Source organism: Desulforhopalus sp. (assembly GCA_030247675.1).
In the GTDB taxonomy this organism is placed as follows: domain Bacteria; phylum Desulfobacterota; class Desulfobulbia; order Desulfobulbales; family Desulfocapsaceae; genus Desulforhopalus_A.
This window is the reverse complement of record JAOTRX010000002.1, coordinates 1,305,366-1,323,417: the sequence shown is the minus strand read 5'-3', so window position 1 is coordinate 1,323,417 and position 18,052 is coordinate 1,305,366. Positions and strand designations below refer to the sequence as shown.

General features: G+C 54.6%; 16 protein-coding genes. 9 read left to right on the top strand and 7 right to left on the bottom strand.

The window, feature by feature from the left end; all coding sequences use genetic code 11:
* The first annotated feature begins 10 nt into the window (after positions 1–10).
* The 5 genes from OEL83_05790 to OEL83_05770 all read left to right on the top strand — a co-directional run bounded on the left by OEL83_05790 (position 11) and on the right by OEL83_05770 (position 4,713).
* The gene (locus tag OEL83_05790; GenBank protein MDK9706543.1) at positions 11–1,414 is read left to right on the top strand and encodes an amidophosphoribosyltransferase; all 1,404 of its coding nucleotides are present in this window, start codon (positions 11–13) and stop codon (positions 1,412–1,414) included.
* 92 nt (positions 1,415–1,506) lie between these two features.
* Positions 1,507–1,803, top strand: a complete 297-nt coding sequence (locus tag OEL83_05785; GenBank protein ID MDK9706542.1) for a hypothetical protein — start codon at positions 1,507–1,509, stop codon at positions 1,801–1,803.
* A 126-nt stretch (positions 1,804–1,929) separates the two neighbouring features.
* Positions 1,930–2,961, top strand: a complete 1,032-nt coding sequence (locus tag OEL83_05780; protein ID MDK9706541.1) for a glycosyltransferase — start codon at positions 1,930–1,932, stop codon at positions 2,959–2,961.
* A 46-nt stretch (positions 2,962–3,007) separates the two neighbouring features.
* Complete coding sequence (locus OEL83_05775; protein MDK9706540.1) at positions 3,008–3,613, top strand: hypothetical protein; 606 nt, start codon at positions 3,008–3,010, stop codon at positions 3,611–3,613.
* Entirely contained in the window at positions 3,610–4,713 is a 1,104-nt protein-coding gene (locus OEL83_05770; GenBank protein MDK9706539.1) for a glycosyltransferase family 4 protein, read from the top strand. Before OEL83_05775 ends, OEL83_05770 begins: the two co-directional genes overlap by 4 nt.
* Positions 4,714–4,771: 58 nt before the next feature.
* On the opposite strand, the gene OEL83_05765 is transcribed toward OEL83_05770, so the two are convergent.
* A complete protein-coding gene (locus OEL83_05765) occupies positions 4,772–5,206 on the bottom strand; it encodes a peptidylprolyl isomerase (protein ID MDK9706538.1) in 435 nt (144 codons plus the stop codon).
* 351 nt (positions 5,207–5,557) lie between these two features.
* Here OEL83_05765 and OEL83_05760 point away from each other — a divergent pair, with 351 nt between their 5' ends.
* A complete protein-coding gene (locus OEL83_05760) occupies positions 5,558–6,793 on the top strand; it encodes an NAD(P)/FAD-dependent oxidoreductase (GenBank protein ID MDK9706537.1) in 1,236 nt (411 codons plus the stop codon).
* 21 nt (positions 6,794–6,814) lie between these two features.
* Here the strand turns inward: OEL83_05760 and OEL83_05755 are convergent, their stop codons facing one another.
* Positions 6,815–7,951, bottom strand: a complete 1,137-nt coding sequence (locus tag OEL83_05755; GenBank protein MDK9706536.1) for a trypsin-like peptidase domain-containing protein — start codon at positions 7,949–7,951, stop codon at positions 6,815–6,817.
* Positions 7,952–8,146: 195 nt separating this feature from the next.
* Between OEL83_05755 and arfB the strand changes: the two genes are divergently transcribed.
* From arfB to OEL83_05740, 3 genes are all read left to right on the top strand, one after another.
* Positions 8,147–8,566, top strand: coding sequence for an alternative ribosome rescue aminoacyl-tRNA hydrolase ArfB (arfB, locus tag OEL83_05750; GenBank protein MDK9706535.1), 420 nt, complete (start codon positions 8,147–8,149; stop codon positions 8,564–8,566).
* Positions 8,567–8,938: 372 nt separating this feature from the next.
* Positions 8,939–10,747, top strand: coding sequence for a DEAD/DEAH box helicase (locus tag OEL83_05745; protein ID MDK9706534.1), 1,809 nt, complete (start codon positions 8,939–8,941; stop codon positions 10,745–10,747).
* Positions 10,748–10,759: 12 nt separating this feature from the next.
* The gene (locus OEL83_05740) at positions 10,760–11,593 is read left to right on the top strand and encodes a ribonuclease H-like domain-containing protein (protein ID MDK9706533.1); all 834 of its coding nucleotides are present in this window, start codon (positions 10,760–10,762) and stop codon (positions 11,591–11,593) included.
* A 107-nt stretch (positions 11,594–11,700) separates the two neighbouring features.
* Here the strand turns inward: OEL83_05740 and OEL83_05735 are convergent, their stop codons facing one another.
* The 5 genes from OEL83_05735 to fusA form a co-directional block, all read right to left on the bottom strand.
* Positions 11,701–12,618, bottom strand: coding sequence for an MBL fold metallo-hydrolase (locus OEL83_05735; protein MDK9706532.1), 918 nt, complete (start codon positions 12,616–12,618; stop codon positions 11,701–11,703).
* Between the two features lie 55 nt (positions 12,619–12,673).
* Positions 12,674–13,534, bottom strand: coding sequence for an HDOD domain-containing protein (locus OEL83_05730; GenBank protein ID MDK9706531.1), 861 nt, complete (start codon positions 13,532–13,534; stop codon positions 12,674–12,676).
* Between the two features lie 223 nt (positions 13,535–13,757).
* Complete coding sequence (hisA, locus tag OEL83_05725) at positions 13,758–14,537, bottom strand: phosphoribosylformimino-5-aminoimidazole carboxamide ribotide isomerase (GenBank protein ID MDK9706530.1); 780 nt, start codon at positions 14,535–14,537, stop codon at positions 13,758–13,760.
* A gap of 93 nt (positions 14,538–14,630) precedes the next feature.
* A complete protein-coding gene (locus tag OEL83_05720; GenBank protein MDK9706529.1) occupies positions 14,631–15,329 on the bottom strand; it encodes an AAA family ATPase in 699 nt (232 codons plus the stop codon).
* Between the two features lie 115 nt (positions 15,330–15,444).
* Complete coding sequence (gene fusA, locus OEL83_05715) at positions 15,445–17,529, bottom strand: elongation factor G (protein ID MDK9706528.1); 2,085 nt, start codon at positions 17,527–17,529, stop codon at positions 15,445–15,447.
* Positions 17,530–18,052 lie beyond the last annotated feature (523 nt).

Below are 18,052 nucleotides of genomic sequence, written 5' to 3'. Positions count from 1 at the left end.
AGGGGTTACAATGGGCGGTCTCTTTGGAATTGTCTCGCAAACGGATTGTGTGTCGGAACTGTATTACGGCACCGACTACCACTCTCACCTGGGTACCAAGCGAGGAGGCATGGCCGTGCGCAATGAGCACGGCTTCCATCGCGCCATCCATAATATTGAAAATTCGTACTTCCGCTCCAAGTTCGAGGCCGAACTCACCCAATTTCAAGGCCGGCAGGGTATCGGCGTCATCAGCGACACCGATCCGCAGCCCCTTATCATCGACTCGCACCTTGGCACCTTCGGCATCGTCACCGTCGGCCGGATCAAGAATATGGCCGATTTGATCAAGAAGGCCTTTGCCAGAAAGCGCTATTTTTCCAGTACCAGCGACGGCATCACCAACCCGACAGAGGTGGTGGCGATGCTGATCTGCCAGGAGGACAGTTTCGAGGCGGGCATCCGCTATGCCCAGGAAACCGTTCAAGGCTCGTGCTCGCTGCTCCTTCTCACCGACAAAGGTATTTATGCGGCCCGCGATAAACTCGGGCGGACGCCTCTCGTTATCGGGCGGCGGGACGGGGCGACGGCGGTCAGCTTTGAGACCTGCGCCTTCCCCAATCTGGGGTTTGAACCGGCATACTTCCCAGGGCCCGGCGAGGTACTTTTCCTGACGGCCGACGGCTGGGAGCAGCGGCTGCCACCGGGCAAGAAGATGCAGATCTGCTCGTTCTTATGGGTATATTACGGTTATCCCGCCTCAGAATATGAAAGCATCAATGTTGAGGCGGTCCGCTATAAATGCGGTGCCGCACTTGCCCGCCACGACGATGTCGAGGTCGACCTGGTCGCCGGTATCCCCGACTCGGGCATCGGTCACGCCCTCGGGTACGCCAATGAAAAGAAAATCCCCTACGGCCGGCCATTCGTCAAATACACCCCGACCTGGCCGCGCAGCTTCATGCCCCAGAATCAAGCGATGCGCGATCTGGTGGCGAGGATGAAACTGATTCCGGTGCGCAAGCTGATCGAAGGACAGCGGCTGATGTTCTGCGACGACTCAATTGTCCGGGGCACCCAGCTGAAGGATAACGTGCAGGTCCTTTTTGATTGCGGTGCCTGCCAGGTGCACATGCGGCCGGCCTGCCCCACCTTGATCTACCCCTGCGAGTTCCTTAACTTCTCCTCGTCCAGATCGACCCTCGATCTGGCGGGGCGAAAAAGCATCAAGGAGTTGGAAGGGGTGGAAGACAGGGACCTTGACCAGTACGCCCAGGCCGGTTCGGCAAAAAACCTGGCGATGATCGAGAAAATCCGGAGCCAGCTGCGCCTGACCTCCCTCAAATATCAGAGCCTTGACGATCTGGTGGCGGCCATAGGTCTGCCGAAAGAAAAGCTCTGCACCCATTGCTGGGATGGCAGCAGCTATTATTAGACACGGCGGAGCGGGTGCTTGGCTCTCTTTCCCGGCCAAGCCGACGGAATGGCGCCACTTGCCTGGACACAATCCGTATCCAGAACAATAGTGTGAACAATACCGAGATAGCGGAATATGGCTTTACGAGAAAATACTATTCACCCCACCAGACCTTGATGCACAAGCATATTGAAAAAACCTGCCCAAAGTGCGGCCAACAATTGCGCTTTCCAAAAGATATCGGAGGGATGCTTATGGCCTGCCCATCCTGCGGACAGAAGTTTTATTCCGACTTCAAGCTGGATACAGCCGGGCCCAAGGGCCGGCAAGGACTCTTCACCCAGATATTTACCCTGCCCGACACCCTTTTCCAGCGCCTTCTCCGCTATTTCTCCGCTGGAAGATAAGCGTCATCGCCCACCAGCTTGGCCCGAATTTTCCTGGTTCTCACGTCCCTTTCACGGTATTATGGCGGCAATCGTCAAACCCCGGCCGCAGGGCCGTAACCCATCGGAAAAGAAGCCAAAGACTCAATGCGCATCCTCCACGTAGCCAATTTCAACCTCCGCAAATACGGTGCCGACCTCTACGCCACCGACCGGAAGATTTCCGCCGGGCTGATCGGTAACGGCCATTTTGTCTACGATTTCAGCTACCGCGACGTCTGCCGCAATGAATCGATCTTTCGCACGACCAGGCTTGGCAAAGGCCAGGTGAACCGCAAGCTGCTCAAGGCCTGCGCCACTATCGCCCCCCATCTCCTGCTCCTCGGCCACTCGGAACTTATCGAGGCGGCGACCCTTGCCGAGATTAAAAGGCGCCATCCGTCGATGAAAATCGGCTTGTGGTATGTCGATGCCCTCTTCCACCGCGACAAAACCACCCACCTCTTTGAGCGGCTGGCCCATATCGACGTGGTCTTCGCCACCACCGGTGGCGAATATCTCCGGGAATACGCCACGGCAACCACTACCGCCGCCTTTATCCCCAACATCATCGACCCGGCGGTGGAAGTGCACAAGGCCTTTCTGGTCACCGATTATGACTATGATTTCATCTTCTGCGGCCGGGACGAAAACGATCAGGAACGGCAGGACTTCATGACCACCTTAAACCGCGAGGCAAGCAAAACCCTGCGCTGCGCCTTTCGCGGCTGTCTCGGCAATCCGCCGGTTACCGGCGCCGCCTATCTGGATTTTATTGGCCGGTCGAAAATGGCCCTCAACATCAGCCGCCGCAATGACGTGGCCATGTATTCTTCTGACCGCCTCGCGCAGTTGACCGGCAACGGCCTGCTCACCTTCTGCCCGCGGGTACCGGGTATGGAACGTCTGTTCCGGGATGACCAGATCGTCTACTTTGACACTCTTGACGACCTGCTGGAAAAAATTGTTTATTATCACAACCATGATGGGGAATGCCGGACGATTGCCGAGCGGGGCTGGCAACGAGCGCATCGCAGTTTCAACGGGGCACGGGTTTGCCGCTACATGCTGGAACTGCTCTTTGATACCCCTTTTTCGGCAAACTACGAATGGCTGGACGAGGTGTATCCGCGTTCCTGAGCCGCCTTGATACCCCGAAAAGCAACAACCTAAAGAGGTCGTATCCGTGAAAATCCCTCTCAGACTCCTCGATTGGCAAAAGGTAAAGAAAACCGGCCGGGGATATACCAGGCGTGAGCTGACCGTCGTCAACCTCCTGAGGCAACTGGCGGCACAAAAACCCATCACTAGTTTTCTCAATGTCGGTTTTCACGATTACCAGGATATCCGCAATCGCTGGTGGATCGATATCTGCCGGGCCAACAACATCGACTGGCATATCCTGGAGGTTTTCGAACCAAATGTGCGGAACTTTCTCCAGCACGCCCCAGCCGCCGACCGGCAACGGATTAGCCTCGGCAACCTGACGGATATCGACACCCTTTTTACCCGAAAGTTTGACGTGCTGCTGCACTGGCACGGCCCCGAACACCTGGAACGGGGGGTGTTTCTCGACCTCCTGCCGAAGGTCCTCGACAGCACGCGGCGCATGGTCATCCTCGGCTGCCCGAACGGCCCGGAAGAGCAGGGTCAGGCCTACGGCAACCCCTTCGAAGAGCACATTTCCTTTTGGAGTACAAAGGACTTTGCCGAACTCGGCTTTCAGGCCATTACCGTAGCCGACAAAAAACCCGGCCACATCACCGCCTACCGCAACCTCGACAACAAATGAATATTCTTTTGATATCAATCGATTACCCGCCAGTCCCCGGCGGTATATCGGCCCATGTTCACGAACTCGCCCAGGCCTTTACCAAGGCCGGCCACCAGGTGGCGGTGGTGACCCGGCGGCGCGGTGGCGAACCGGCCGAGATCAGCGAAAACGGCTGGCAAGTATATAAAGTGGAGTTGCGATACCTGGCCCTCTTTTACGGGCTGCAAATCAGGAGTTTTGTCCGAAGGCTCCTTCCGGAATTGCAGCCGGACATCATCCATATCCACGGAATGGGACCGCTGGAATGGTACAACATCGACCACATCCCCCTGGCCTACACCAACCACACCTCGGGCTACCTGAAGCGGATTAAAAAGGGCGGATGGCGGCGGATGGCGATGCTAAAAAGGCATTTCTCCAAGGTCGATCTCTTTCTCGCCCCAAGCCGGGAACTCCTCCATGTGCCCTTCCCCATCCGGGCGCCGCAGCGCTTTATCGCCAACGGGGTGGATGCCGCGAAATTCGTCCGCAATCCTGAAAAAGGGGCGGCTATTCGCCGGCAGCTGGGTATCGGCGGAGAAGATATCGTCGCCATCGTCACCAGGCGGCTGGTGGATAAAAACGGCGTTATCCACTTGGCCAGGGCGACGGAATTTCTCGGCAACCCGCGGCTGCGCTTTATCGTTATCGGCGATGGACCGGAGCGGTCGGCGGTGGAAGCGGAATTTTCCAGCCATTGCGGCAACCGCGCCGTTTTTCTCGGCAATAAGAGGCATGAAGAAATCGTCGATTATTATAGCGCCGCCGACTTTTCCATCCTGCCGTCGCTGATGGAGGCCACCAGCATCAGCGGCCTGGAGGCGATGGCCGCCGGCCTGCCGCTGGTCGGCACCAGGGTCGGCGGCATTCCCGAGCTGATCAAAGACGGGGTGAACGGCTACCTGTGCCGACCGGCCGATCCAGAGGATCTCGCCGCCAAGATAACCGCCCTCCTGGCCACGGATTACCGGGAAATGGGTGAAAACTCACGGAAGATGGTCGAAGAACAGTTTGATTGGCAACAGATCGCCGGCAAAACCCTGGAGGCCTACCGGCTGATTCTACCGGGAGGCAGCTGAGCTCGCCGCTTTGTGACAGACTCAAGTGCATGCGATACGGCTTGTTTAGCGAACACCATCAGGGCGAGGCGCAGTCAATCAGCTCAAGTTCGAAGGTAAGTTCTTTGCCGGCGAGCGGCGGGTTGGCATCGAGGGTGATATGGGTTTTGGATATCTCAGTCACCACCACCCGGACGATCTCGCCGTTCATGCCGCCCATCTCCAACCGCAGACCGATTTCCGGCTGCAGATCCGGCGGGACCTGCTCGATCGGCACCTGCATAACCAGTTCCTCCTTCCGTTCCCCGTAGGCCTTGTCGATAGGGATATGGACAACCTTTGACTCACCGATCGTCATTCCCAGCACCGCCTCATCAAAACCGGCGATGACCTGGCCGCTACCCAGGGAAAAACTCAGCGGCTCGCGGCCGCTGGAAGTATCAAAGACGGTACCGTCACTCAGCTTTCCGGTATAATGGACCTTAACGTTATCGCCTCTTCTTGCCTGTGTCATAACTCTCCTTTAAGCCGTAAAGCTTTTGTGCTATTGATTCAGAATCATACATTCCCTTGCCGCTTGTGCGTGGCAACCCCGTAACCGAGGGCTCGGCTTGCAAGAGCCGCTCATACCTCTCCGCGGCCGGTGAAGCCCAAGCATATCTTCGGGAAGGTACTATTAAACATGATCAGCCATTATTCAACGGAAAAACCTTCCTCCTGTCCACAGTACTGGACGGCTTTGGTCTTTTTCTTTTTTTGATAGTCGGGTAGTTTGCATCTGCCCCACCACAAATCCCCGGCGGGAAAAGGCAGGCAGGGCCGGCACGACGTAACCGCTATCTTCCCTTCATCACACAACGCACATATGCAAGCACCTACAACCATTGTCATCGGCGGCGGCGCCGCTGGCCTGCTGGCGGCTGGACGCGCCGCCGAACGGGGCGGGAAAGTCATCCTTCTGGAGAAGATGGAACGGACCGGCCGCAAGATCGGCATCAGCGGCAAGGGCCGGTGCAACCTTGGCAACACAGCGCCTCTCCTGGAATTTCTCGGCCATTTCGGCAAAAACGGCGCCTTCCTCCGCCAGTGCTTTCAGCAATTTTTCACTGCCGAATTGACCGCCTTTTTCGAAAGCAGGAATCTGCCTCTGGTTGTCGAACGTGGCGGCCGGATCTTTCCGGTGAGCGGCCGGGCACTCGACGTGGTCAGGGTTTGCAACCAATGGCTGCAAGAGGTGGGAGTGACCGTGCGCGCCGGAGCAGCGGCAACGGCCATCCTCGTCAAGGACGGCAGGGTCTCCGGAGTACAGTGCAATGGTGAGCTCCTGCCCTGCGACAACGTCATTCTCGCCACCGGCGGCAAATCGTATCCGCGAACCGGTTCAAGCGGTGACGGCTACCGGCTGGCGGAAGAACTCGGCCACCGCATAGTGCCGGTACGCCCAGCCCTTGTGCCGCTGGTCTGTGCCGATCCACGCCTCCACAAGATGGCCGGGCTTGAACTGCGCAACGTCGCGGTACGGCTCACCATTGACGGCAAGCGCAAAGGTCAGGATTTCGGCGAGCTGTCCTTTACCGGCTTTGGCCTCAGCGGCCCGGTGGTTCTCAGCCTGAGTGGTTTGGCCGTCGATGCCCTCGACCGGGGCGAAAAGGTCACCCTGGGCCTTGACCTGAAGCCCGCCCTCGACATCACCAAGCTTGATGCCCGGTTACAGCGCGATTTTGCCTCCCGTGGCGGTGAACCGATTGCCGACATCCTCCGCGGTCTCTTACCCCGGGAGATGATTCCCCTGTGTATGGAACTCTGCAATCTGCCGACGGGTCAGGACACTGCCCATTTCCCCGGCAAAATGCGCAACAGACTAGTGCAGTGGCTGAAGGATTTTCGCATTGACATCAGCGGCTACCGCTCTTTTGATGAGGCGATCATTAGCGCCGGCGGGGTGAGCCTGAAAGAGATCGATCCCCGCACCATGGCCTCAAGGCTGGTGGGGGGTCTGTATATCGTCGGTGAGCTCCTTGACCTCCAGGCCGATACCGGCGGCTACAATCTCCAGGCCGCCTTTTCCACCGGCTGGCTGGCAGGGTCTTCAGTATCCTGAGGCACGGGATATAGAGGCGAGCTAATTCAGCGTGGTCCGAAACTCATCAAAGACCTTGTCGATGGGGATGGCAAAACCTATCCCTTCCGCCCCCTTGAGGACTAAAGTGGTCACGCCGCGCACGAAGCCGTCCTCATCGACAATCGGGCCGCCACTGTTGCCAGGGTTGATGGCCGCATCGGTCTGTAAATAAACCTGGCCCTTTTCCCCGTGCTTGCGCATGCCGGAAAATACCCCGGCGGTGACGGTGTGCCTGAGGCCGACAGGGCTGCCGATGGCGAATACCTTATCACCCTGCTTGAGTCGTGAACCCGCCGGAGGCTTCTCTATGTACGTGCTAGCACCGGAATAGATTGACAACAGAGCGAGGTCATAGGTAGGGCTTACCAGGAGGTAATTAGAGCCATGGGTGCTGCCGTCGGGGAGGATGATCTTGATGTCCGAGGGCAGAAGCTTCCGGCCGATTTTTGCAAGTTTCTTCTCATGCTCCTGCAGCGTCGGCAAATTCTTCCTCAGATCCTCTTCGTGTTGTTCAATGATCATTGCCAGCTGGTTGCGGGCAGGGCCAGTCCGCATCTTCTGATAATCTTGCTTCCAGACATTTATCTTCTGCTGTTCCAGATCAAAAAACCGCCGGTCCTTTTCTATCCTGTCGCGTAGCTCGGCAAGCTTCTTTTCGTCAACTTGCACGACATGACGGTTGGTGACGATATAGTTTTTGTTGATAAAAAAGCCCGATCCCACCCCCATGGGAGTCTCGATCGATACCGTCGCCCTGGCCGCCTGGGAAACACCTCCGCCTGATGGTGTCTGCGTTACCTCAACAATCTGTGGTTCAGACATCGCGACAGGCCTTGGTGTCACCGGAGGTGGTGGAACCACTGCCACGGGAGCCGCTTCCCGCACCGGCTGGGCTGGTGGTGGCGGAGGAGCATTATTACTGCTGGTGAAATAATAGGTGGTGGCGGCAACTACGACCACCAGGAGAAGGACTTGCAGAATTTTCAGGCCGCTCCCCGATTTTTCAGCCGCCAAGGCCTTTAGCGCCTCTTCTTCCTGTCGCCGTTCCTGTATCTTTTTATACTTCGCAAAAATCACGCCACAGGCATCGCATTCCACCATATTTCTTTGTTCGGTATTGCACTTTGGGCAACGCATATCAGGCACCATCTTGTTGTTAAAGCTGAGTTGAGCAGCTTGTCTGCTCGTACGAAACTTATGCCCTTGTGGTATAATCAGGGCTATTTCTCGACATGACCAGTTTATGCGGGTATCATAGCAGGATATCAATCAATATTCAATCACGCGAAAATACGTTCGAATTTTTATACAACTATCGGGAACAGTACCATCATGCCGCTGATCATCAATCGAAAAATCACCATCCCCGACCACGAAATCACCCTTATTGCTATCCGGGCACAGGGCGCCGGAGGGCAAAATGTCAATAAGGTTGCCAGTGCCATCCACCTGCGTTTTGATATACGCGCCTCGTCACTGCCGGACGAATATAAAGAGCGGCTGCTGGCCATGAACGATCAGCGCCTAACCGACGATGGGGTCCTGGTTATTAAAGCCCAACAATACCGGACCCAGGAAAAAAACCGGACGGACGCCCTGGAACGATTAGCGATGATTGTCCGCCGTGCCACCGTCGTCGAGAAAAAGCGGACCCCCACCCGTCCCTCCCTTGCGGCCCGGATAAAACGAGTCGATGGCAAGACCAGACGAGGCAGGATCAAGTGCATGCGCAAGAAAATCGACGAATCCTGAGCCAAATCACCCCCCCAGACCAGTCATCCTCCATTTGCAACGAATAACGCAAAATCGCCCGCATAAAAAGATTGCATATTCTCCTTTAGCCTGGTATTAAAGCGGCTCTTCATTGTGAGTGTCAGACCAGTACATGGAATTCGTACCCAGCTGAAGAAGTCGCGGCCCTTGCCGCGGTCTATCGCTTCTGGGTCGTGTCCCCCAAAAATGTGGGGGATGGGGTTAATTGCGCAAAACTGGACGGACACATGTTAATCGGCCGCGTTGAATCCTTAGGGAATTCTCGCTGGATGTTCGCCGGTTTTTCTTTCCCGGGCAGGCTTTGCACAACAAGTTCTTTCTTGGAATTAACCCTTTTGTACAGGAATTTCTATGTCTTCTCTTTGTGAAACCGAAACACCCTCGCTGTCTTTTACCGATCTGGGTATTACCGGCCTCCTTCTCCAGGCGGTAGGCGACGCCGGCTACGAGATCCCCACTCCGATCCAACGGGAAATGATCCCGCATATGTTGAAAGGAAAGGATGTCGTCGGCCAGGCCCAGACCGGCACCGGTAAAACTGCGGCCTTCGCCCTGCCTTTACTCACCCGCCTCCTGGCCGATAAAGCCAGAAACCCGCAAATCCTCGTCCTTGCCCCAACCCGCGAACTGGCCATCCAGGTGGCAGAGGCCTTCGAGGCCTACGGCAAGCACATGAAGGACCTGCGGGTTTTACCGATCTTCGGCGGCCAGGATTACACCATTCAATTAAAAGCCCTGGCCCGCGGCGTGCAGGTAGTCGTCGGCACCCCCGGCAGGGTTATGGACCATATCCGCCGGGGCACCCTCAAGACCGAGACCATTCATAGCCTGATCCTCGACGAGGCCGATGAGATGCTGAAGATGGGCTTTCTCGAAGATGTCAAATGGATCCTTGAGCAACTACCCGGCAGACAGCAGACTGCGCTGTTTTCCGCCACCATGCCGAAAACCATTCGCGAAATCGCCCAGAAATACCTGAAGGACCCGGTGGAGATCACCATCCGAACCAAGACCGTCACCGCCCAGACCGTCAATCAGCGCTGCCTCATCACCAATGGCCTTGCGGCCAAGCTGCACGCCCTCACCAGGCTTCTTGAGGCGGAGACCTTCGACGGCATACTGGTCTTCGTCCGCACCAAAATCCAGACCATGGAAATCGCCGAACAGCTGGCCGCCCTCGGTTATGCGGCGGCCCCCCTCAACGGCGACATTCAGCAAAGTCAGCGATTGCGCACCATTGATCAGCTGAAGGCGAAAAAGATCGACATCCTCGTCGCTACCGACGTTGCCGCCCGCGGCCTTGACGTCGAACGGATCAGCCATGTCATCAATTACGATATCCCCTTCGATACCGAGGCCTATATTCACCGTATCGGGAGGACAGGCCGGGCCGGGCGGAGCGGCGAAGCCATTCTCTTTATCAATGGCCGGGAGCGCTCGATGCTCAAGTCGATCGAGCAGGCAACGCGGCAGAAAATTCAAATGGTCGACCTGCCCTCAACCGCGGTTATCAACAAAAAGCGGATCGAGATCTTCAAGAACAAGATCACTGCTGCCCTACAGGGCGATATCGCCGTATACCAAAGTCTGGTAAACGAGTACCTGAGCGACAATCAGGTCACCCCCGAGCAACTGGCGGCCGGGCTCGCCTTCCTCGCCCAGGGTGGACGGCCACTGCTTCTTGAGGAAGAAAAATTCGTTGCAACACCTACCCCGGAGCAGCGCTACTCGGCAAATCCCAGACAAAGCCCCCGGACAAATAGCCGCCCCGCGCCCCGAGGCCGTGCCACCAACGTCCAGTTGCCACCGGATGAAGGCATGGAGCGGTTTCGTATTGAGCTAGGCAACGACCATGGCATAAAGCCGGCCAACATAGTCGGCGCCATCGCCAACGAGGCGGATCTCAACAGCCGTCACATCGGGCGGATCTCCATCTACGACACCTATAGCACCGTCGACCTGCCCGTTGGAATGCCGGACGATGTCTTGAGACTCCTGCAAAAGAGCCGGGTCGGCAGCAAGACCCTGAGGATCCAGAGGGTGGGCGAAGCAACCGAAACCCTCCAGTCAGAGACAAGACGCCAAAAACCTGAGCGATTTAAGGGTGGAGCTACGGGTAAGGGCCGAAAAAAATCGCCGCAGACCGGTACTACCGTCTAAAGCGCGGCGATCATGCTGCAACACACCTTCTGCCATATTCCCGGTGTTGGCCGAAAGATCGAAAAACAGCTCTGGGAGGCGGGAATCACCACCTGGGACAGATGGTGCAATCCGCTTCCCGTCCGCCTCTCCGCTCTGGTCCATGCCGAGGCCAACCGCACCCTGAGCGTTTCGGAGACCGCGATTACAGGCGACCCCGGGTTCTTCACAAGCCGCCTCGCCAGTAATGATGTCTGGCGAATCTTCCCCCACTTCCGCGAAAAGACAGCCTACCTGGACATTGAGACCACTGGCCTCGAAGACTCAGCCGAGATCACCACTATTGCCCTGTATGACGGCAGAGAGGTGCTGACCTTTATCAATGGCCGCAATCTCGACGACTTCGTCCATGCCGTCGGCCGCTATCAGGTGCTCGTCACCTACAACGGCAAAGGCTTCGACATCCCCTTTCTTGAGAGATTCTTTCGGATAAAGCTGAACCAGGCACAGATCGATTTGCGCTTTGTTCTTGCGCGTCTTGGCTTTAAAGGTGGGCTAAAAGGATGCGAGAAGATGTTGGGCATAAACCGCGGCGGCTTGGATGGCGTTGATGGCTATTTCGCCGTCCTTCTCTGGCAACGCTACCAAAGATGTAACGATGAACGGGCCCTGCACACCCTCCTTGCCTACAATATCGAGGACACGGTCAACCTCGAACGTCTAGCGGTCGAGGCCTACAACAGGAATGTGGCCAACAGCCCCTTTGCCGCAGAACTGTATCTGCCCTTTCCGGAGCCGCCGCGCATCCCCTATCACGCCGATCTCGAGTGTGTGAATCGAATAAAACGAGCCCTTGCGCCCCGGTAAACTGGCTCTCACAAGCACTCATTTTGCCGACAATGCACTGCTAACACGCCGTAAATATAGAGATAACGGGAAAGAGTAGTTACTGCCTGTCCCGAGACAGCAAGCAGCTACAGATGTATCAACATCCCTTCTTTGGCAAAAAACACCTCGGTTTCTCCGAATTTTCCAGGCTGACAGTAGGTTTTGGCCATCTCGTCGAGGGTGGCATCGGCACGGTCGGGGTCATGATGAAATAGTGCCAGTTTCTTCACCCCGGCCCGATTGGCGGCGGCGATGGCATACTCCACGGCGGTATGCCCCCAATTGACGCGCGCCCCGAACTCGGCGGTGGTGTATTGGGCATCATGGATAAGCAGATCGGCACCAGCGAAAAACCGTTCGACGGCGAGATTTTGTTCAACCGCCACCTCCTCCCCTTCAATGGCCATGGCCTCGTCGTAATCAGGGTGGTTCGGGTCGGTGATAAAGAGGTTACGGAACGGCTCGGTGTCGTAACAGGTACAGACGACCTTGCCGTGGTAATTGAAGCGGTAGCCGAGGGCGGTGATGGGGTGGTTAAGCAGCTTGGTAGTAAGAACAAGGCCCTTGCCAAGATCGATGGCAGGGGTCTCCTTGAGGCGGATATATTCGATCTCTGAGGCCAGCTCACCAAGATTGACTGGGAAGTAGCGGTACTTCATCTGCCCGCCCACCACTTCCTCCAGGGGATCCTCTTCAAAGGACACCGGTCCGTACACCCTGAGTTTTGTCCCGGGGATATAAATCGGGGTAAAAAACGGGTAGCCCATAATGTGGTCCCAATGGGTATGGGAAAGGAAGATATCCGCCTCGATCGGCCCTTTGCGAAGATCGTTGGCCATCAGATAATTCCCCAAAGGGCGAATTCCCGAGCCGGCGTCAACGATAACAAGCCGTTCCTCCTTCCCCACTCGAATCTCTATGCAGGCGGTGTTGCCGCCATACAGCTGAGTCTTCGGGCCAGGACTTGGAATTGACCCCCGCACACCCCAGAAACGTACCTTCATATCGGCTCCCATTTCTTTGCAGCGTAATTTTTACTGAACCCGTGCTTGCTTGAAATCAGAGGTTGAGAAAGACCTCAGCCTTACGGATTTCCTCAACCACCCTGTCGCCGATCATGCAGAATTCATCAGCGGGAAGGCCGACATGCTCTCGGAGATACTCAATACTTTCTTCCCGAGGAAAAGGATCGCCGGCATAGCCGTGATCAAAAATATTGGTGTACATGTTACTCAGGGCAACCAAGGCGACCTTGTTGCCGATCTCCCCTTTCAGCTTGCCGGTTTCGTGGTGTGTGCCTATGCAGGTTGTGATGAACTCGTTGAGCTTCCATTTTTCAGCGATCATCAAGCCGACTTCCTGATGGTTAATACCCATGACATCAAGCTCCACCTCATGAAGGGGCAGCTGTTCGAATTTGGCGATATTCAAGGCCTCAATATAGTCATCACCGAAGGGTACCTTGCCAAGATCGTGCAGCAGCCCGGCTATAAACAATTCCTCCCTTTCCATAACCGGCAGGCCCTTGGCCTCGCCGAGCAGTTTTGCACTGACCCCGGCACCGATCGAATGGGCCCAGAATTTTGTGGTGGGTAAGGCCCTGGATTTTTTAGTGCCGGCAACCGTGCGAATAATCGCCGTACTGAGGGCCATGTTTTTGACGGTATTCATTCCCAACATGGTGATGGCCCGGGTCAATGAGGTAACTTTATTGATGAGGGAATAATATGCTGAATTAATGAGCTTCAAGACCTGGCCGGCGAGAACCGGGTCGAGAGAAATAACTTTATTGAGTTCGTTGGGAGATGCGTCAGTACGGCTGCAGATTTCCATAACCTTGCCAACGGTTGTTGACAGGCTCGGCATCTTGTCAATGAACTTTTCAATATCCCGTCGCTGCTTTTCCTTGTATGACGACATGCATTCCTTGAATATTCGGATGGTTATTAACAGACGCCGGTTCGACTGCTGGTGTGCTATTGTATAGGAAGATCGGTCCGAGGTCAAGGCTCGAACGCGGCGCTGGCACAGTCAATACCTGACTGACATTCCACCCACCCTTTTCCCAACAAATAAACTCGACACAAAAGAAGGTGTTGTGTTCAAAGAGAGGTGGAGTGACAACAATGAGTAGCCATGATCATCAGACCGGCCCCTCTTCCGTGCTCCGGCAAAAAAGCACAGCTTCTTGGTAGCTCAGCGTCGTACCTCCGAAAATATCAAGGGCGCTGCCCGCCGTGCAATCCAACCTGCCCTTGCCCGCTTCCCATATCAGTTGCAAATCCTCAAGATCACGAATCCCGCCGGCATAGGTCGTAGGAATTGGGGTCGAGGCCGCCAATTTTTCAACCAGCGGCTTCTCGATACCTGAACACATGCCCTCAACATCCGCTGCATGGATGAGAAACTCACAGCAACTGCGGGCCAGGTCTTCGAGTACCTCGGGGCAGATAACAACACTGGTGAACTTTTGCCACCTATCGGTAACTATATAATATTGATTTTCTCTCTTCCGACAACTCAGGTCAAGAACCAACCTGTTCCTGCCCACTGCCGCCACCAGCTTACGCAACCGGCCGGTATCAATCATGCCATCGCGAAAGACGTAGGAGGTGACAATAACCTCCGAGGCGCCTTTATCAAGCCAATGCCCGGCATTGTCAGCGGTTATCCCACCGCCCAGCTGCATACCGCCGGGCCATGCGCTGAGAGCCTCCTCGGCCGCTTTATCATTTCCCGGGCCGAGTTTGATGATATGGCCGCCGGTCAGATTGTCTGACCGGTACAATGCGGCATACCAGGCCGGACTGTTATCGGCAACAAAGTTGGTTTTTACCGCCCCCGGATCATTATCGGTGAGGGTCGATCCAACGATCTGTTTAACCACTCCATCATGGAGATCGATGCATGGCCGCAATTTCATATTTCACCTTGCACTATAAACAAAAAGCGGGGTGCCGATGAGGCATCCCGCTTTTTTCAACTCTTCAATATGCCTGAAAAGGCAGCCCGGCGATTACGCTTTTTTAATCAGCATGGTCGAGGGATCAAGCATCAGGGTGGAGCCGGGATCGAGTTTGCAGGAGTCACATTTCAAGATATCGAGTTTCATGAGATCACCAACTGGCTTGATCAGCAGGACGGTCTCAAACAGGCTGTCAACTTCATGACAGGGAGCAGGAACACCATCAAGGCTGACACGCTTATCATCACGATGACTCACCGCTGAGAACCAGATCATTTTCAGGCCGCGCTCGTTCATAAAATTGCGCAACTCTTCCAAGGATTCCTTGTCATTGTTGGCGAAGTCGTAGCCATCGATGATCAGACACTCGGGTTTGTAGATATTCTGCTTCACCAGGTCGTCAAGCCGCTCCTCAAGAAGCGCCTTGCTGAATGAGCTCTCCTTAAAGGTCATGATCATCCGGTTTTTCATGATCTCCGGAATATTGCTGATTTTTTCGCCGTCGGTCAACAGAGACAAAATATCATCGTACCAGGTACGGGTCTTATCCACCCCTTCGCCAATCGCTACATGCAATACGCGATTGCCGAGCAGCATGCAGTCGAGGGCAAATTGTACAAGAATTGCCGTCTTGCCGAGTCCGGCTCTGGCCATAACCAAGCCCATCATGGCTTGCACACCACCTCCCGACTTGTCCTCGAGTCCGAGTGCCCGGAGAGGATTATTCACTATCAACTCGTTATTTTCCATGGCAGTTCACCTTTTTTCGATTCTTTATCCACCCGCAAGATTCACGCAGGCATCAATCCCAAACACTTTGCGCGTCCGGGAATTCTCTTTGTTGTAGTCAAAAACCCACTCAATTTCAAGCGTTCTTTCGCTCTTCCTGATAGGCTTTGACCAACTGCTCGCTCACGCCTTTTGGTACCGGCTTGAAGCTCGCGAACTCCATGGTAAACTCGGCCTTTCCTTGGGTGAGAGAACGAAGAGCAGTTGAATAACCAAACATCTCGGAAAGCGGCACCTCCGCTTCGACAACCGAGTAGGTACCTTCCTCAGTCGTTCCAATGATCATACCGCGGCGTTGATTGATGGAACCCATAACCGTCCCTTGAAACTCAGTCGGTCCTTCCACGGCAACCTTCATGATCGGCTCAAGAATTATCGGCTTGGCCTTCAGATATCCTTCCTTGAAGGCGCCGATAGAGGCGAGCTGGAAGGCTATATCTGAGGAGTCGACCGCATGATACGCACCGTCATTGATAACACAGCGGACCCCGGTAATGGCGGCACCACACAGTGAGCCTTTTTCGAGGCTCTTTTTAAAGCCCTTGTCGCAGGAACCGATGAACTCACGGGGGATAACACCACCGACAATACTGTCGACAAACTCGTAATCACTCTCGGTTATCGGTTCCATATACCCGGCAACCCGGCCATATTGTCCGGAACCACCGGTCTGTTTCTTGTGGGTGTAGTTGAATTCGGCGCGCTGGGAGATGGTCTCACGGTAAGCTACCTGGGGAGCACCTACCTCTACCAGCGCATTGTACTCGCGCTTCATACGCTCAACATAGACTTCAAGATGCAACTCACCCATACCGGAGATGATTGTCTCGCCAGTCTCATGATCAACGTAGGTTTTAAAAGTAGGATCTTCCTTGGTAAAACGATTAAGCGCCTTGGACATATTTATCTGCGCCTTGTTGTCTTTCGGAATAACCGCAAGAGAGATAACCGGCTCGGGAATATGCATGGAGGTCATCGAGCAGCTGATGTCCTCTGAGGTGAAGGTATCGCCTGATGCGCAATCTACACCGAAAAGGGCGACGATGTCACCGGAGCCACATTCTTCAATCTCCTCCATCTCGTTGGAATGCATCCGGCAAAGCCTGCCGATTTTGGTCTTCTTGCCGGTTCTGCTGTTATAAACGGTATCACCTTTGGCCAACTTGCCCTGGTAGGTGCGGGTATAGGTCAACTGCCCATAACGGCCGTCTTCGAGCTTGAATGCCAGCATAATGAGAGGATCGTCGGGATTGTTGGTGACCTCAAATTCCTTCTCGTCGTTTTTCAAATCAAGGGCCATGTTGGTAACATCGGTCGGACACGGGAGAAAGTTCCGTACCGCATCCAGGAGCAGTTGCACACCTTTATTCTTGTAGGCAGAACCCATGAGTACCGGAGTAAACTCTAAAGCCAGGGTGCCTTTGCGGATGGCATCGTAAACGATCTGGGTATCAACCTCTCCACCGTCCAGCAATGCCTCCATAAGCTCTTCTGAAAACATGGAAATCTCTTCGAGAAGTGCGTCCCTCTTTTCCTTTGCCGCCGCTTGATACTCGGCGGGAATTTCCTTCTCGATAATGGTTTCGCCATTCGGTCCTTCGAAATAGACAGCCTTCATGATGATCAAATCAATCATCCCCTGAAGGTCGCTTTCCAGACCAATGGGCATCTGCAGCATGTGGGCGTTGAGATCCAGTTTTTCCCGAAGCTGGCGGGTCACCTTCTCCGGATTGGCACCGGTGCGGTCGCATTTATTGATAAAGGCAACACGGGGAACATTGTACCTGGTCATTTGTCTGTTAACGGTGATAGATTGCGACTGCACCCCACCCACCGAACAGAGAACCAGAATTGCCCCGTCAAGAACGCGCAGTGCCCGCTCAACCTCAACAGTGAAATCAACGTGACCGGGTGTGTCGATGATATTAATATCAACGTCCTTCCATGAGCAATAGGTGGCAGCGGACTGAATGGTGATACCGCGCTCCTTCTCGAGTTCCATGGAGTCCATTTTCGCACCGACACCGTCCTTGCCGCGAACCTCATGAATTGCATGAATTCGTTTGGTGTAAAACAGGATACGTTCGGTCAAGGTGGTTTTTCCCGAATCGATATGGGCGCTGATACCTATATTTCGTACTTTCGATAGATCCTTATTCATGGCTGCTGTCCTCTACAACGTTGCCAACCGGCTGACACCGGCTTCGCTTCTAACAAGCTGTGGGAATAAATAAAAAAGTAAGGAGTCGCAATGATATGCAAGTCCTTACTCAACTAACTCCGAAAAAACGGCACATATTCCTGCGCGGAATTCCTGACTATCAAAAATAAATTCCCCAGGTACTCATTCGGTCGGTGAGATCGATGGAAGTATCCACCAGAAGAGAGTTACAACACGTCTGAGTAACCATTCTTTTTACTCTATGTAAAACATAAATACCACAAAAATTATTCATTATCACCTTTTTCCCCGAAGACTCGTTGTTTTTTTGTCATTTTTCAGAGAAAGCGACTGTCGAATTTGGGAAATGTTTAAACGGCCTGTACTATTTAGAATAGGATCATGTGGATGCCTTGCCCAACAGGAATGTCTAGATCCGAACCCGCTAAATCTTTCATCAAAACCAGTTACTGATGCGAAAATCTCATTGACAGGAAATCTCCATACAATATAATGGGAATCA

What these genes read in the sequence shown, in the direction of transcription:
- OEL83_05780 (MDK9706541.1), top strand. Translation starts at nt 1,930, where the DNA reads ATGCGCATCCTCCACGTAGCCAATTTCAACCTCCGCAAATACGGTGCC.
- OEL83_05740 (MDK9706533.1), top strand. Translation starts at nt 10,760, where the DNA reads ATGCTGCAACACACCTTCTGCCATATTCCCGGTGTTGGCCGAAAGATC.
- OEL83_05760 (MDK9706537.1), top strand. Translation starts at nt 5,558, where the DNA reads ATGCAAGCACCTACAACCATTGTCATCGGCGGCGGCGCCGCTGGCCTG.
- OEL83_05765 (MDK9706538.1), bottom strand. Translation starts at nt 5,206, where the DNA reads ATGACACAGGCAAGAAGAGGCGATAACGTTAAGGTCCATTATACCGGA.
- OEL83_05720 (MDK9706529.1), bottom strand. Translation starts at nt 15,329, where the DNA reads ATGGAAAATAACGAGTTGATAGTGAATAATCCTCTCCGGGCACTCGGA.
- OEL83_05730 (MDK9706531.1), bottom strand. Translation starts at nt 13,534, where the DNA reads ATGTCGTCATACAAGGAAAAGCAGCGACGGGATATTGAAAAGTTCATT.
- fusA (MDK9706528.1), bottom strand. Translation starts at nt 17,529, where the DNA reads ATGAATAAGGATCTATCGAAAGTACGAAATATAGGTATCAGCGCCCAT.
- OEL83_05770 (MDK9706539.1), top strand. Translation starts at nt 3,610, where the DNA reads ATGAATATTCTTTTGATATCAATCGATTACCCGCCAGTCCCCGGCGGT.
- OEL83_05790 (MDK9706543.1), top strand. Translation starts at nt 11, where the DNA reads ATGGGCGGTCTCTTTGGAATTGTCTCGCAAACGGATTGTGTGTCGGAA.
- OEL83_05755 (MDK9706536.1), bottom strand. Translation starts at nt 7,951, where the DNA reads ATGCGTTGCCCAAAGTGCAATACCGAACAAAGAAATATGGTGGAATGC.
- OEL83_05735 (MDK9706532.1), bottom strand. Translation starts at nt 12,618, where the DNA reads ATGAAGGTACGTTTCTGGGGTGTGCGGGGGTCAATTCCAAGTCCTGGC.
- hisA (MDK9706530.1), bottom strand. Translation starts at nt 14,537, where the DNA reads ATGAAATTGCGGCCATGCATCGATCTCCATGATGGAGTGGTTAAACAG.
- arfB (MDK9706535.1), top strand. Translation starts at nt 8,147, where the DNA reads ATGCCGCTGATCATCAATCGAAAAATCACCATCCCCGACCACGAAATC.
- OEL83_05745 (MDK9706534.1), top strand. Translation starts at nt 8,939, where the DNA reads ATGTCTTCTCTTTGTGAAACCGAAACACCCTCGCTGTCTTTTACCGAT.